Source organism: Algibacter amylolyticus (assembly GCF_014202225.1).
GTDB classification, from domain to species: Bacteria; Bacteroidota; Bacteroidia; order Flavobacteriales; family Flavobacteriaceae; genus Algibacter_B; species Algibacter_B amylolyticus.
In genome coordinates this window covers 360,878-376,113 of the sequence record NZ_JACHGE010000003.1, presented here as the reverse complement: position 1 = coordinate 376,113, position 15,236 = coordinate 360,878, and the positions used below count along the sequence as shown (strand labels likewise).

15 protein-coding genes are annotated in these 15,236 nt (G+C 33.4%); 12 read left to right on the top strand and 3 right to left on the bottom strand.

Annotated features, from left to right (window positions below):
• Nucleotide 1 precedes the first annotated feature (1 nt).
• From HNQ90_RS09315 to HNQ90_RS09305, 3 genes are all read left to right on the top strand, one after another.
• Nucleotides 2-826: a DMT family transporter gene (locus tag HNQ90_RS09315; protein WP_144118047.1), complete on the top strand. Its 825-nt coding sequence runs from the start codon at nucleotides 2-4 to the stop codon at nucleotides 824-826.
• Between the two features lie 101 nt (nucleotides 827-927).
• On the top strand, nucleotides 928-1,932 hold the full coding sequence (locus HNQ90_RS09310) for a glycosyltransferase family 9 protein (RefSeq protein WP_241678402.1): 1,005 nt from the start codon (nucleotides 928-930) through the stop codon (nucleotides 1,930-1,932).
• Between the two features lie 60 nt (nucleotides 1,933-1,992).
• Nucleotides 1,993-2,547, top strand: coding sequence for a DUF4251 domain-containing protein (locus HNQ90_RS09305; RefSeq protein WP_144117988.1), 555 nt, complete (start codon nucleotides 1,993-1,995; stop codon nucleotides 2,545-2,547).
• A 99-nt stretch (nucleotides 2,548-2,646) separates the two neighbouring features.
• Here the strand turns inward: HNQ90_RS09305 and HNQ90_RS09300 are convergent, their stop codons facing one another.
• Together HNQ90_RS09300 and HNQ90_RS09295 are read right to left on the bottom strand one after the other, a co-directional pair.
• Nucleotides 2,647-3,387: an acyl-CoA desaturase gene (locus tag HNQ90_RS09300; RefSeq protein WP_144117987.1), complete on the bottom strand. Its 741-nt coding sequence runs from the start codon at nucleotides 3,385-3,387 to the stop codon at nucleotides 2,647-2,649.
• A 67-nt stretch (nucleotides 3,388-3,454) separates the two neighbouring features.
• Complete coding sequence (locus HNQ90_RS09295; protein ID WP_144117986.1) at nucleotides 3,455-4,024, bottom strand: Crp/Fnr family transcriptional regulator; 570 nt, start codon at nucleotides 4,022-4,024, stop codon at nucleotides 3,455-3,457.
• A gap of 181 nt (nucleotides 4,025-4,205) precedes the next feature.
• Here HNQ90_RS09295 and HNQ90_RS09290 point away from each other — a divergent pair, with 181 nt between their 5' ends.
• The 6 genes from HNQ90_RS09290 (at nucleotide 4,206) to HNQ90_RS09265 (ending at nucleotide 10,524) form a co-directional block, all read left to right on the top strand.
• The gene (locus HNQ90_RS09290) at nucleotides 4,206-4,451 is read left to right on the top strand and encodes a cold-shock protein (RefSeq protein WP_144117985.1); all 246 of its coding nucleotides are present in this window, start codon (nucleotides 4,206-4,208) and stop codon (nucleotides 4,449-4,451) included.
• A gap of 474 nt (nucleotides 4,452-4,925) precedes the next feature.
• A complete protein-coding gene (locus tag HNQ90_RS09285; RefSeq protein WP_144117984.1) occupies nucleotides 4,926-5,402 on the top strand; it encodes an Hsp20/alpha crystallin family protein in 477 nt (158 codons plus the stop codon).
• Between the two features lie 102 nt (nucleotides 5,403-5,504).
• Nucleotides 5,505-5,765 (top strand): YodC family protein, encoded by a 261-nt coding sequence (locus HNQ90_RS09280; RefSeq protein ID WP_144117983.1) that lies wholly within the window; start codon nucleotides 5,505-5,507, stop codon nucleotides 5,763-5,765.
• A gap of 371 nt (nucleotides 5,766-6,136) precedes the next feature.
• Nucleotides 6,137-7,477, top strand: coding sequence for a DEAD/DEAH box helicase (locus HNQ90_RS09275; RefSeq protein ID WP_144117982.1), 1,341 nt, complete (start codon nucleotides 6,137-6,139; stop codon nucleotides 7,475-7,477).
• Nucleotides 7,478-7,671: 194 nt separating this feature from the next.
• The gene (locus tag HNQ90_RS09270; protein WP_144117981.1) at nucleotides 7,672-8,985 is read left to right on the top strand and encodes a DEAD/DEAH box helicase; all 1,314 of its coding nucleotides are present in this window, start codon (nucleotides 7,672-7,674) and stop codon (nucleotides 8,983-8,985) included.
• Between the two features lie 3 nt (nucleotides 8,986-8,988).
• On the top strand, nucleotides 8,989-10,524 hold the full coding sequence (locus tag HNQ90_RS09265) for an SDR family NAD(P)-dependent oxidoreductase (RefSeq protein WP_144117980.1): 1,536 nt from the start codon (nucleotides 8,989-8,991) through the stop codon (nucleotides 10,522-10,524).
• Nucleotides 10,525-10,667: 143 nt separating this feature from the next.
• Here HNQ90_RS09265 and HNQ90_RS09260 read toward each other — a convergent pair whose 3' ends face one another.
• Nucleotides 10,668-11,567, bottom strand: coding sequence for a DMT family transporter (locus HNQ90_RS09260; protein WP_144117979.1), 900 nt, complete (start codon nucleotides 11,565-11,567; stop codon nucleotides 10,668-10,670).
• A 331-nt stretch (nucleotides 11,568-11,898) separates the two neighbouring features.
• Between HNQ90_RS09260 and HNQ90_RS09255 the strand changes: the two genes are divergently transcribed.
• The 3 genes from HNQ90_RS09255 (at nucleotide 11,899) to HNQ90_RS09245 (ending at nucleotide 15,231) form a co-directional block, all read left to right on the top strand.
• Nucleotides 11,899-12,453, top strand: a complete 555-nt coding sequence (locus HNQ90_RS09255) for a porin family protein (RefSeq protein WP_144117978.1) — start codon at nucleotides 11,899-11,901, stop codon at nucleotides 12,451-12,453.
• Nucleotides 12,454-12,694: 241 nt separating this feature from the next.
• Entirely contained in the window at nucleotides 12,695-14,014 is a 1,320-nt protein-coding gene (locus HNQ90_RS09250) for a TolC family protein (RefSeq protein ID WP_144117977.1), read from the top strand.
• An 11-nt stretch (nucleotides 14,015-14,025) separates the two neighbouring features.
• Nucleotides 14,026-15,231 carry an efflux RND transporter periplasmic adaptor subunit gene (locus HNQ90_RS09245; protein WP_144117976.1) on the top strand — a complete coding sequence of 402 codons (1,206 nt, stop codon included), beginning with the start codon at nucleotides 14,026-14,028 and terminating at the stop codon, nucleotides 15,229-15,231.
• Nucleotides 15,232-15,236: the final 5 nt, after the last annotated feature.

Sequence of the window (15,236 nt, the reverse complement as noted above, 5' to 3'; positions counted from 1 at the left end):
CATGATTATAAGCACTATGGCCTTTGCTTGTATGAATGCAACAGTAAAATATTTAACACACATTAGTGCTTACCAAATTGTATTTTTCAGATCTATTGGCTCTTTGTTTTTTACATTTGGCTTTCTCTTAAAAAATAAAATTCCTATTTTAGGAAACAATAGAAAACTATTGGTTTTACGAGGCCTTGTAGGTGTTGTATCCATGACCTTGTTTTTTATGTCTACCAAATACTTACCTATAGGAACCGCAGTGTCGTTACGCTATATGGGACCAATTTTTGCCGCCATTTTTGCTGTATTTCTTTTAAAAGAAAAAGTAAAAGCCTTACAATGGCTATTTTTTGCCATGGCATTTGCCGGTGTTATAATTTTAAAAGGATTCGATACCGAATTGAATTGGTTTGGTTTAACCCTAATTTTTATTTCGGCAATTTTTATTGGTCTGGTTTATATTATAATTAGTAAAATAGGTAAAGGCGATCATCCTGTTGTTGTGGTTAATTACTTTTTAGTTATTTCCACGATTGTGGGTGGTTTGTTATCCATTAACAATTGGGTGCAGCCGGTAGGAAAGGAGTGGGCTTTATTATTAGCTTTAGGTGTTTTTGGGTATTTTGGGCAAGTAAATATGACCAAAGCACTACAAGCAGCAACTACCACTCAAGTAGCACCACTAAAATATTTAGAGGTTATTTTTACTTTGCTTTTTGGCGTATTCTTTTTTAGCGAAATTTACACGTTTTGGAGTTTATTAGGTATCGCATTAATTATAGCTGGTTTAGTATTAAATATTATTTATAAAGGCAAAAAAATAGCGAAGCATTAAATTATCAAGGAAATTATAATTCGTAATTTTACTGCAATTTATTTTGAACATTTTATTTCATGAGTTTTAAAACCCGAGTTAACAATTACAGAAGAAAAATTATGCGCAGCATTACCAAAAATATTGGTAGCGCATACACCGAACCTAAAAAGGGTGAAATTAATAGTTCTGAAATTAAAACCGTTTTAATAATAAGGCCTAACCATCGTTTAGGAAATCAATTACTATTAACACCACTTGTGCAAGAGGTTATAAATACGTTTGATGGCTGCGAAATAGATTTATTTGTAAAAGGCGGTGTAGCGCACCCTGTTTTTGAAAAATACAGCCAAATAAATAAGATTATAAAACTACCTAAGAAGCCTTTTAATAACTTATTTCAATACGCTAAAAGTTGGATTTCTATTAAAAAGAAAACATACGATTTGGTTATTAACGCCGATAAAAACTCATCTTCAGGAAGGTTACTAACGCAAATGGCTAAGGCAAGAGTTAAGGTGTTTGGCGATATTGACGATAGTATAAAAACCACCTATCCAGATCACGAGCATATTTCGAAATATCCTATTTACAATTTAAGGCATTACTTAGCAAAAATAGGCTTGGATAAAGCAAATACCGATATGCCTGTTTTAAACATTAAACTTGATGATGCCGAAATAGAAAACGGTAATGCTATTTTAAAAGATATTATTAAAAACGATAAAAAAACCATTTGTATTTACACTAATGCTACGGGAGACAAGTGCTATTCGGAAGATTGGTGGGAAACCTTTTATAGACGATTAAAACAAGAGTATCCAGATTACAATATTATCGAAATGCTTCCTATCGAAAATATTTCTAAAATTAATTTTAAAGCACCTCACTTTTATAGTAAAGATTTGAGAGAAATGGGTGCTATTATCCATAATACAAGTATTTTTATAGCAGCCGATAATGGCGTTATGCATTTGGCCAGCGCGTCGCTAACACCTTGCGTAGGTTTCTTTTCGGTTACAAACCCTAATATTTATGCACCTTACGGGAATGGTAGTGTTGCTTTGCATACTAATGAAACGGGTATGGAAGATTGGATAGCGGCCATAAATGCCATTCTAAATTAATTAAAAATTGGTTTCATTTTATTTGTTGTAATTTTAGTGTGTATCTTTATTACACTCCAAATGAAAACAAATTTTCTATATCTAATATTACTATTTGCAATAGTTTTGTCTTGTAAAACAGCTAAATTTTCGGAAGCTGATATTCAAAATTTTGATAATTTAATAGCTAGTAAAAACTTTACAATAGAATCGGATAGGGCATACCCTTTAATTACCAACGCCATGCAACAGGTTTTAAATTCAGGTATTATGCGACCAGATAATGCAGGTGGTGTAATTAGTTTAATTGGTAATTATAATTTCTTGACTATTAAAGGCGATAGTATTTCGTCGCATTTACCTTATTTTGGTGAGCGCCAAATGGGTGTAGACTATGGTGGTGGCGATAGCTCGATCGAGTTAGTAGGCTTAATGAAAGACTATAATGTTACTGAAGGTAAAAACAACACGTATAGCATAACGTTTGATGCAAAAAGTAAAGGTGAAAATTTTAAAACGCAAATAGTTGTATTCCCTAGTTTAAAAGCAGAAATACTAATATCGGGCAACTCTAGAAATTCAATTTCTTATTCGGGCACGCTAGAAGCTATTGCAGACCCCAAAGATAGCAAGTAAGTGCGTTAAGGATTGCAAGGAAAAGCCCACAGCCCGACGTAGGAGGAGCGAGGACTTGTACTGTAAAGCCTGACCCTTTTTAGGGTAACGCCCAAATGTTTAATTTTTTACAGGAATGGGTTTAAGGTGTATTAAACCAACGGCATCTAGCAATCTAATAATAAGATAGGTTATGTCTATTTCGTACCATTTTACTCCAAAATTTGCTCTGTTGGCGTGTTTATGGTGGTTGTTATGGTAACCTTCGCCCATCATTAAAAAATCGAAACGGAATAGATTTTTACTCGTGTTTTTCATTTTAAAATTTACATACCCGTAAATATGCCCAAACCAATTTATAATAACGCCATGTATTGGTGCCATTAAAAAAGCAATAGGTAGTAAAAGCCATTGCCACCAAGCGGTTACAAATAGGGCGAAAAAGAGTATGTAAAGCCCAATCCACAGTAATCTTGAAAAACGTGAACTTGCAAAGGCATCGAAAGATTTCCATTGTGGTACGTTTTTGGTAAAACGTTGGTCTATAGCAATACGCTCCTTATTTATGTCTTGATAAATGGTTTTTGTACGCCACATCATAGCAAATAAATTAGGATCGTGGGATGGCGAATGTGGATCCTGATCGGTATCTGTATAGGCATGGTGCATACGGTGCATAATACCGTATCCATAGGCGCTTAGGTAGCTAGAACCTTGAAAAATCCAGGTTAATACAAAAGTGATACGCTCCATGGTTTTACTCATGGTAAATACTTGGTGTGCTGCATAACGATGCAAAAAGAACGACTGAAAAAATAGGCCGCCATACCAAAGTACTATTACAAAAAGGACTACTAACATAACTTTTTTTTACAAAGATACTAGCGTGTGGTCTTTTAAACAATGAACCTAAATCAATAAATGCATGTTATAATCGTTTTCTAATTCGGCTTAAAGCCTGTGCGGTAACCCCAATATAAGAGCTTATATATTTTAAAGGTATTACTTTTAAAAGTTCTGGACGCTCCTTAAAAAGCTTCATGTAACGCTCCTCGGCAGTAAGGTTTAACAGGTTCTGCTCGCGTTTAGATTTTAGTAAAAACAGGCGTTCGGCAGTTAATCGGCCAATTAAATTACCAATTTGTGTGGTTTTATAAACATCCTGTAAATCGCTATACGTTATACTTACAATTGTGGTTTCGGTAAGGGCTTGTAGTTGGTATGCAGATGGAGTTTGCGTTAAAAAAGAATCGTAAGCGCTTACAAACTGGTCTTTAAAACTAAAACCAAACGTAATTTCTTTTTCGGGGTTTTCCTTTGGTATAAATAAACGTACCACACCAGATTCTATAAAGGATATATGATTTTCAACCTCGTTAAGTTTTAAAAACACGCTTTTTTTAAGGATAACACGACGCTTTAATTTAGACATAAAAAAATCCCAGTCTGCTTGAGATATCGTGGCAATTTGATCTAAATATTTTTTTATCTGTTCCAAGTTTAAATCTACTTTATTTGGTATACAAATATAAGAATATAGACACCTTTTACCTCTAATTTAAAAAACTAACAGCTATTATTCACTGTATTTTTTCTAAACCCTTTTTTTTATCCTATTTTTGCGACTTAGTAAATTAAAAATAAGTAGACTATTGTAAGTCGAATAAAAATTAGAAAAGTTGATTAAAGATTTAATAAGCAGGTTATTTAGCAGTAAAAAGGAAGCGAGTTTAAAAGAAGGCACGGTTAAGTTTTTCAATTATAAAAAAGGATACGGCTTTATAACCGTAAAAGATTCTGGCGACGAAATCTTTGTGCATACCAAAAACCTTATAGACAAGATTAGAGAAAAAAATAAAGTAACTTTCACTATCGAGAAAAGTCCTAAAGGTCCAATAGCCACCAATGTGCGCGTTATAAAATAAAATATAGCTTACCAAAACTTTCAAAACCATCTGTGATAGGTGGTTTTTTTTATGCCTAAAATTTTAAATTATTGGTGCTCGTACCTGGCGGTAGGCAGTCTGCCAAACCATTCGGGTCTGCTCAGGACAGGAGGTTAGGCGTGAAGGCTGTCTTGAGTAAAGCCGAAAGGTTGCAAGTTCTCGCACCTCCAACGTCGGGCTGTGGCCTTTCCACTGCTATCCCTAGCGCTGGCATTTGCCTAGGCTTTTTTTTATTACGTTTTAGTTTCTACTAATTTCAAAATGTCAATTTGACTTTTAATTAAAAACCTAGAGATTGATATTCTGAAAAATTGACAGGAAAACACACTATTTTAATAGCTTATTTAGCTTAAGTTACAGTTTTTTCATTTTGGTATTTTTTTTGTTCTATTTAAATCGAAATCAATTAAGATTTCAAATTTGAAATAATGTTTAATTTAAAATTTTGTAATTATGAGCAATTTAGTTAGTGTTCCTAAAAACGGAAGTTTAGCGAACAGCAATTCAAATCAAAACTTCCCTACGTTGTCAAATTGGTTAGACGATATTTTTAACCGAGATCTACCATCGGTATTTGCATCAAACTTTAATACTGGTATCACGTTACCAAAAGTAAATATTAAAGAAAGTGCCGACGATTTCACTGTAGAAATGGCAGTTCCGGGACTTAAAAAATCAGATTTCCAAATTGATATAGATGACAAGGTATTATCAATTTCTACAGAAACCCAAAAGGAAAGTGAACAGAAAGGAGAAAATTATACGCGTAGAGAATTTGGTTATTCTTCTTTTAAAAGAACATTTACACTCCCAGAAAGTGTAAACGACGAAAAAATTAATGCAACCTACAAGGAAGGTATTTTAAGTATTCTTCTGCCTAAAAAAGAAGAAGCTAAACAGAAACCTGCCCGAAGCATTAAGATTTCGTAATGTAGTCACTAAAATTTTAGATTCAAGTAACAAGTGTATGGAAGGAGACCGCAATCGGTCTCCTCTCTATTACTAATTGTTTAATTTTTAAAATTTAATGGTATGCAAAGAAAATTTAAATCTGGCGATTGGGTAAAAATTAGAGGAAGGCTTACAGCTCCAAAAATGCAAGTCATAAAATATGTACCCAAAAGAGATGCTGTATTAGGTGTGGTAGATTATAATTGTTATTTGGAATGTGTTTGGTATAAAAATGGCGAACGAAACACAGAAGTGTTCCATCAAAATAAACTCATTAAAACCATAGAAACCGGTGGTTTGTTCAAAAATTTTTTATCACAGCCTAAATTAAGTTTTAACTAGTTATGCTATAATAGTTTTTATGTTGTTTTAATATATACTCATCTAATTAGTAAATAGAATTTAAAAAATAATAGAAAAACAAAATAGAAATTAGCTAATCATTGAGGTCCGCGTAGTTATTACGTCGGACTATTTTTTTTTTGGTTATCTAGCGTCGCGATTTGTTGATTCTTTTTTTATAATTTACAAGTATATTTTCTTTGTTTAATTTATACAATTAACATGTCTATTACGTTCGCTAATAGAAGTTTGTCCTCAGTATTTGATATTTATTGTGATATCTATAATTAGCCTATAAATATTTAAAATCATAGATCATTAATAAATACTTCAACTAAAGGTTAATACTTACCTTTGTCAAAATTATTTTTATGTCAAAAAACTTTTCCGATTTAGGTATTAACGCACAGTTACAAGAAGGGCTAGCAGATTTACAAATATCTGTTCCAACAGACATCCAAGTAAAAACCATTCCTACGGTTCTAAATCAAAAAGAAGATGTTGTAGTTTTAGCCAAAACAGGAACGGGTAAAACCGCAGCTTTTGGTTTGCCATTATTACAACTTATCGATACAACAAACAATAGCGTACAAGGGCTAATATTAGCGCCTACAAGAGAGCTGGGGCAGCAAATATATAATAACTTATTAGCGTTTTCGGCGCATAGTCCGGAACTAGAAATAGCATCGGTTTGCGGTGGTATTCCTATTAAACCGCAAATAGAACGATTAAAAACACCTACTCATATTGTCGTGGCAACGCCAGGGCGTTTGGTGGATTTAATGCAGCGTGGCGCCATAAATATTAAAAGTATAAACTATTTAGTATTAGATGAGGCCGACGAAATGATAAGTGCCTTAAAAAAGGAAGTAGATGTTATTATAAAAGACATCCCTAAAACACGCAGAACATTATTATTTACTGCAACTATGCCAGGAGCTATTAAGCAATTGGTGCAAAATTACATGTCCAAACACGTGGTGCAAATAGAAGCAGATATGGCAACGCTTGGGCATCAAGGAATCGATCATCAATTTGTGGTTGTAGAACCTATTGAGAAATTAGAGGTTTTACTTCATTTTTTAAACTCAAAAGAAGGACAGCGTGGTATTATATTTTGTAAAACTAAGGCTGCTGTAAATAAGTTGGCTAAAAAACTAGCTATAAACAAGTTCTCATCTGGTGCTATACACGGTAGTTTAACCCAGGGTATTCGCGATCGTATAATGGGGCAATTTAGGGAAGGCTATATTGATATTTTAGTAGCTACAGATTTGGCTGCTCGTGGTATTGATGTTAAAGATGTGGAATACGTTGTAAATTATCATTTACCAGATACCTATGAAGCCTATGTGCATAGAAGCGGGCGAACGGCTAGGGCAGGTGCTAAAGGACTTTCTTTAAGTATTATTCAGCAAGATGAAATTGAAGATATACCGGAATTTGAAAACGAATTAGGTATTACATTTAATGAGTTTGTTAAAGCAGATGCACAAAGCATCGAAGAGAATAACGGCTTAATTTGGGCTAAAAAAATATTTAAAACCAAGCCAAATCGTGAAGTTTCGGAAGATTTTAAATCTAAAATAAAAACCATTTTTCATCATTTAACAAAAGAGGAATTGGTGGATAAGATATTAGCAAATTATTTAGCGGAAACTGGTTCTGTGCTACCAAAATCAGATGATCCTAAAAAGGGTAAAAAGAAATAGAATTATGTATTTTAATTAATAATATAGTTTTGTCCGTCAGTTCTAGTGATTCCGATTTTTATCGAAATTATATCAAGACAGATTAAAATTGAAAACTAATTTTAGTTACAAATTTCTCTCATAAAAATGAGTAAAACTCACTAGAATTGGTAGGTATTATAAAAATTAGAATGCATTAACACACGTAAATTATTATGGCAAATAGTATTAAAAATCAAGAGGATATCTTGCAGAAATTAAATATAGAAGCGCTTAATCCTATGCAGGAAGAGGCGGTTCCAATAATTTTAGAAGCCACCAACACTATTTTATTGTCGCCAACCGGAACAGGAAAAACTTTAGCCTTTTCATTGCCATTATTACAGAGTTTAAATCCAGAATCTGAAGAAATTCAAGCTTTAATAATTGTACCTTCTAGAGAGTTAGCCATTCAAATAGAACAGGTTATTCGTTCAATGGGATCTGGATACAAAGTTAATGCTGTTTATGGTGGCAGACCCATGTCTAAAGACAAAATAGAAATAAAACATAACCCTGCAATTTTAATAGGAACACCAGGCCGTTTGTTAGATCATTTTGATGCTAATCGTTTTGATAAATCAAGTATAAAAACACTTGTTTTAGATGAGTTCGATAAGTCGTTAGAGGATGGTTTTGAAGATGAAATGAAAGCCTTAATTGGTCAAATTCCTAGTTTAAATAAGCGTATTTTAACTTCTGCTACTCAAGGTGTTAAGATTCCTGGTTTTGTAAGAATGGATAAACCTATCACTATAAACTATTTAAAAGAAAAGGTAGCTTCAAAACTAACTATTAAAACAGTGATTTCACCAGACCAAAACAAGCTTAAAACGCTATTAGGTTTGCTACAGCATATTGGTAACGAACAGGGTATTATTTTCTGTAATTTAAGAGATAGTATTGATGTTGTTGCAAACTTTTTAAAGCGTAATAAAATTAGATATAGTAGTTTTTCTGGAGGCATGGAGCAAAAGGAAAGAGAACGTTCGCTAATTACATTTAGAAACGGAACATCGCAAGTGTTGTTAGCCACAGATTTAGCAGCACGAGGGATTGATATTCCGGAATTGAGCTATATTATTCATTATGAATTGCCACGTCATGAAGAAGAGTTTATTCATAGAAATGGAAGAACTGCAAGAATGACTTCTAAGGGAACAGCTTATATTTTAAAATGGCAAGACCAACGTCTTCCTGAATTTATTCAAGATGTTAAAGGTATTAATATTAATAAGAAAGCCCCAGTAAAACCTCAATACTGGGAAACCTTATTTATTTCTGGCGGCCGAAAAGATAAAATATCTAAAGGTGATATTGCTGGCTTGTTTTTTAAACAAGGCGGTATCAATAAGGACGAATTAGGGACTATTGAACTCAAGCAAGATTGTGCTTTTGTAGCAATTCCATTAGCTAAAGCGGACGATTTAGTAAACAAACTTAACAATTCACGTTTAAAAAAGAAGAAGGTTCGGGTTACCATCCTTTAATATATGAGAGAAATCAATCAAAACAAAGAGATTGCCTCTTGTATTGAAACACTTCAGAAATTGCTTGATAATTCTAATGGCCTATCTGAATTACCAGAATCGCAACGCATTGCACTTTTAACAGTTGCTGGGAAGTTGACTAGACCAAATCGCGATGAATTTAAGCGTCGAGGTAAAGACGCTAAAAAAGCAATAAAACGTAAAATGATTGAACGCGATAAACACGCGCGCAAAGAAACAGGAATACGATCTGCAAGAGAAGCGAGTGTTTTTACAGCACCAAAATTATTAGCGGCCGCCGAAACTCAAAAAGACACACCTGAATTAGAATCGCCAAGAAATTGTTACGTCTGTAAAACTGTATTTACCAAATTGCACCATTTTTATGATACCATGTGTACCGATTGTGGCGATTTAAATTATGCAAAGCGTTTTCAAACCGCAGATTTAACAAACCAGGTAGCTGTAATTACGGGTTCTCGATTAAAAATTGGTTATCATATTACATTAATGTTATTGCGCTCTGGAGCTACAGTTATAGCTACTACACGCTTTCCTGCAGATTCTGCCATTCGTTTTTCTAAAGAAGATGATTATAAATTATGGAGCGATCGTTTGCATATTCATGGTTTGGATCTACGTCATATTCCGAGTGTTGAAATATTTTGTAATTATATAGAACAGCAATATTCGCGTTTAGATATTTTAATTAATAATGCCGCACAAACTGTAAGACGTCCTTCAGGGTTTTATTTCCATTTAATGGAAAATGAAAAAAAGTCTGTTATAGAATTACCAAAAAACGCACAACCTCTTTTAAAAAATCATTTCGAATGTTTGAAAGAACTTTCAGATTTAAGTGTGTCAACATCAAAAACATCTAAAAATAACGTCCTGCCTGTAACATGGCATGGTCCGGAACCAGGAATAGGTTTACGTTCATCTGCTGAATTATCTCAAATTCCATATAGTTTTGATAACGCTATAAAAGCTTCGGAAGCATTTCCGGAAGGGCAATTAGATGTCGATTTACAACAAGTGGATTTACGTAAAACAAACAGTTGGCGTTTAAAACTAGGCGAAATCGAAACTACCAAAATGGTAGAGGTTCAGTTGGTAAACGTTGTTGCACCTTTTGTATTATGCAATCGTTTATCAAATTTAATGATGAAAGAAGACACAGGTAAGAAGCACATTATTAATGTAACTGCTATGGAAGGGAAATTTCATCGTTTTAAAAAGCAAGATCGTCATCCGCATACCAATATGGCAAAAGCCGCTTTAAATATGTTAACTCATACATCGGCCTCAACGTTTGCGAAGTCTGGAATTTACATGAATGCTGTAGATACGGGTTGGGTTACTGATGAAGACCCAATAGAACTATCAAAAAAGAAAGTTGAAGTTCACGATTTTCAGCCGCCTTTAGATATTGTAGATGGTGCAGCTCGTGTTATGGATCCTTTAATAGATGGTATCAATACAGGAAAGCACTGGTGTGGCAAATTCTTAAAAGATTACTTACCTATTGATTGGTAGGTCTTTCTTTTTCAAAGTCTACAGACCGCTTTATTTCTAGATGTAATAACAGGTAGAACGGTTTACCTTAAAAATAATAGCCAAACGGAATTAAGCTACACTTTTAGATCTAAGAGCTAGAGTGTGTGATATTTTGGAATGTATTAGGTGTAAAGAATTAAAAACACACCGGCCATAATGCCCACTAACGGAATTAATTTTTTCCGTTTATTTTGTTCTTTAAAAATAAGTCCGCCTACTACTACGGCAATAATAATTTGACTTCTTTTTATGGCAGATAGTAGCATAATTAAGGCTTCTGGGTCTTGCAATGCTTTAAAATAGAAGTAATCTGCTATTTGTAATAATACACCAACCATGGGTATAGTCCAACGCCACTTAAAAGCTTTTCTTTTTTCGGCATGCGGAAACCATGTTATAGATAGAATAATAAGTAATATAAGAATGGTGTAAAAGCAAAACCAAAACTGTAATGTTTGCGGGTTTAAAGCTAAAGTCTGAATAAGGAATTTATCGTACAAACCACTAGAAGCGCCTAAAAAGGTAGCGCCTATAATAGCGAAAATCCATTTATTTTTCTTAAAAATAATGCCTTCCTTTTTTCCAATTCTTGAGTAGAGGAACACAGAAAAAATAATCAAGAAAAAACCAATCCACTGCCAGAAGTTAGGCTTTTCTTGATAAATTGTTATAGCTCCAATAAACGTAAAGAATGGACCTGCCGATCGTATAGGAGTTACAATGGTTATAGGTAAATACTTTAGTGCTTGGTAAGCTAATACCCAAGATGCAGCCATTATAGCCGATTTAATAATAATGAAACCATGCGTTTTCCATGGAATATCTGTGATATAGAGTTCCATTTTTAGCATTTGTTCTGGGTATAATTTAGAACCTATGTAGAAAGGCAGAATCAATAAAAACCCAGCAGTAATGGTGCCTAATAGTACCGGAAACACTTCGTTACCTTGTACTGCATGTTTTTTACACAGATTGTGTAAACCTAAAAAAAGAGCTGCTAATAAACCTAAATACATCCACATGGCGCGAAAATAGGTTTTATCATTTTTTTTTCAACTAAAAAATGGCACAAAAAATTAAAGTATTTATTCACTTTTAAAAGTGGATAAACAGGGAGTGGTTTTATTAGAGTTTGGAATTAGAAAAACAAATTATTTATAGGTTAGTTAGAATGCTAAATTACTTTCTCTTTTTTTTGATATTTTGTGTATAATCGAGATGTTCATGTGCTTATAAAACCCAATAATTCAGCAACTTGTTAAATTAGGTTAAAAAAGTTAAACTTTAATTAAAGGTAGGAATTGTATCTCTTTTAATCCTTTGCTTTGATCCAAACAATAATAAATTAAAATCATGAAAAAATTATTACTTATTGCACTTGTTACAGTCTTTGGTATTTCACATGTTAATGCTCAAGACATTCAATTTGGAGGTAAATTAGGAATTAACTTTGCCACCATTAATGGCGATAACACCGGTACTTTAGACCCCATTACAAGTCTTGTTAATTTTGGTGTTGTAGCGGAAATGCCAATTAATGAGAAATTTGCCTTTCTACCAGAACTTATGTATTCTATTCAAGGCTTCAGTGTTGGCGACGATGTTGTAGCCTTAAACTATTTAAACTTGCCATTAATGGGGAAATATTATATTTCAAAGGGGTTTAGCGTTGAGGCTGGTCCACAAATTGGTTTTTTACTTTCGGCTAAAGATGAAGACATAGATGTAAAAGACAACTTTAAAACGGTAGATTTTGGTGCTAATTTAGGTATTGGTTATAAGTTAGATAGTGGTCTTAATTTTGGAGCTCGTTACAACTTGGGCTTATCTAATATTAATGATGTAGAAGGCGCTTCAGATTCCTTTAGAAATGGAGTATTTCAAGTTACTGTAGGCTATATGTTTTAGTACATTAAATAGTTACATTTTAGGCTTTATAATTAGTGCTTCTAAGGCTAATTGTAGAGCCATTTTTTTATGCATAATTTCTGTGCTTGTAGTTTTACTTCTCATTTAAAGCTATTTGTGTAAAAATCCCATCGATAAAATAACAGATTTGGTATAGTCAATAACGCCAAACGTAGATTAGACTTTATATAGAGCCTATTAAGTTTCATTTTTGAAGTGTTAAACCAAAACACTCATTATAATGAAAATATTCACATTCATATTAAGTTTCTTTTTTATGCAAATTGCTTTTGCACAGGAAACTCAGCCTAAAGTATGGTCGCTTCAAGACTGTATAGATTATGCTTTAGAACATAATATTTCGGTTAAAGATGCCATATTAAATAAAAATAGTGCCGAAGTAGATTACAGTAAAGCAAAGTCTTCAAGATTACCAGATTTATTTGGTAATGCATCCCAAAGTTTTTCTAGTGGTAGCACCATCGATCCTATTACAAGCGATTATGTAACCGATCAAATACACAGTACTAATGTTGGGATAAATAGTTCGGTTACTTTATTTCAAGGGAACCAAATTAGCAATCAAATTAAGCAAAATAAAATTCTTTTAGATCAGAGTATTTTTCAAGAGGAAGTCGAAAAAAACAATATTGTTCTAAATATACTAGAAACGTATTTACAAACCCTTTATAGTAAAGAAAATATTGCTATTGCGGAAAACAACTTAGAAGCATCTGAAAAAGAAGTGCTTAGAGCAAAAGCACGTTTAGATGCAGGAACCATAGCGTTAAGCGATTACAGCGAAGCACAAAGTCAAGCTGCCACAAACAAATACAATGTTATTGCTGCTAAAAACGACTATCAACAATACATAATAGCATTAAAACAGTTATTGGAATTATCTCCAATGGACGATATAGAAATAGAAACTTTTGATGATAATCTAGACCTAGTAAACCTTCAATTAGATAAAGCTGAAGTTTATAATAACGCACTAGACTTTTTACCAGAAATTCAAAGTAGTATGCTAAACATTGCTGCCAACGAAAAGGCGTTAGATATTGCTAAAGGTGGTTATTTACCAACCTTATCCTTAATAGGCAGTATTGGTTCTGGATACACGAGTATTAGCGACAATACGTTTTCCGATCAATTTGATGTCAACTTTAATCAGAAGTTAGGGTTGTCGTTAACTATCCCAATTTTTAATAGAAACCAAACCAAAGCTGCTGTAAAAACAGCAACTATAAATATTGAAAAAGCAGAAATACAAAAACAATCCACTGAAAAGGAAGTGTATAGAAAAGTAGAAACGGCGTATCAAAATGCGGTATCTGCGCAGGAGCAAGTCATTGCATCAGAAGCATCAAAAACAGCAGCAGAGCAATCGTATAAGCTAGCTCAAAAGAAATATGAATTAGGCGACTTAAGCACAACCGATTTAGTGATAAGTCAAAACACATATACTAATGCACAACAAAATTATTTGCAAGCTAAATACTTAAATATTTTATACAATCAGTTATTACAATTTTATCAAGGAAACGATATCAAACTTTAATATTAATTCATATGAAAACTAAAAAAAACATCATCGTAAGCAGTATAGTAATTTTAGTACTCGCTTTTGTAGGCTACTCTTTTATAAATAGTGAGGATGCTATTGTTATAGAAGCAAAAACGGTGGCAGTTAAAAAGGCAAATGTAATTACAATGGTTACTGCAACAGGAACCATGGAACCCATTACACAAGTGGAAGTTGGTACACAAGTGTCTGGAGTTGTAGAAAAAATATATGTGGATTATAACAGCGTGGTTAGTGAGGGTCAGTTAATTGCTGAGTTGGATAAAACCAATCTAAATGCTTCAAAAACACAAGCGCAAGCTGCTTACGATAATGCTGTAAGCCAAAGAAATTACACAAAATCGATTTACGACAGACAAAAAACATTGTTCGATAATCAAGTGATAAGTAAATCTGATTTTGATGATGCTGCTTATAATTACGAAACGGCAAAAGGAATAGTAACGCAACGTTATTCTGACTTACAACAAGCCAGAACCAATTTAGGTTATGCTAATATTTATTCGCCAATCGATGGTGTGGTTCTGTCCAGAGCGATTGACGAAGGGCAAACCGTTGCGGCAAGTTTAAGTACACCAACGCTATTTACCATTGCACAAGATTTAAAAGAAATGCAAGTAGAAGCCGATGTGGATGAAGCAGATATTGGACAAGTAAAATATGGACAACGTGTAACATTTACTGTAGATGCTTATTTAGGAGAAACCTTTGAAGGTGTGGTAACACAAGTTCGTTTAGACCCAACTGTTACTTCAAATGTAGTAACGTATACAGTTGTAATTAAAGCAGATAACCCAGATTTAAAACTAAAACCAGGATTAACAGCAACCATTTCAATTTATACTTTAGAATTGAATGATGTGTTAACTGCGGAAGCAAAAGCCATCAACTTTAAACCGGAAAGAGAAGTCTTAGCAAGTTATAATTTACAACATCAATTGGAAGCTAATAACACTGAAAGAACTAAAGAAGAAACAACTCTTTGGGTATTAGGAAACAACGGAGAAATTACGCCTAAAACCGTAACGCTAGGAGCAAGCGATGGTGTAAATGTACAAGTGTTAAATGGAGTTTCTGAGGGCGACAAACTAGTGTATAGCTTAAAAGGGGTTTCAAAATCGGAAGCTAATGCTTCCGCAAAAAGCGAAAGTCCATTTATGCCCCAACGTCCAGGAGGTAACAAGAAAAAATAGAAAAC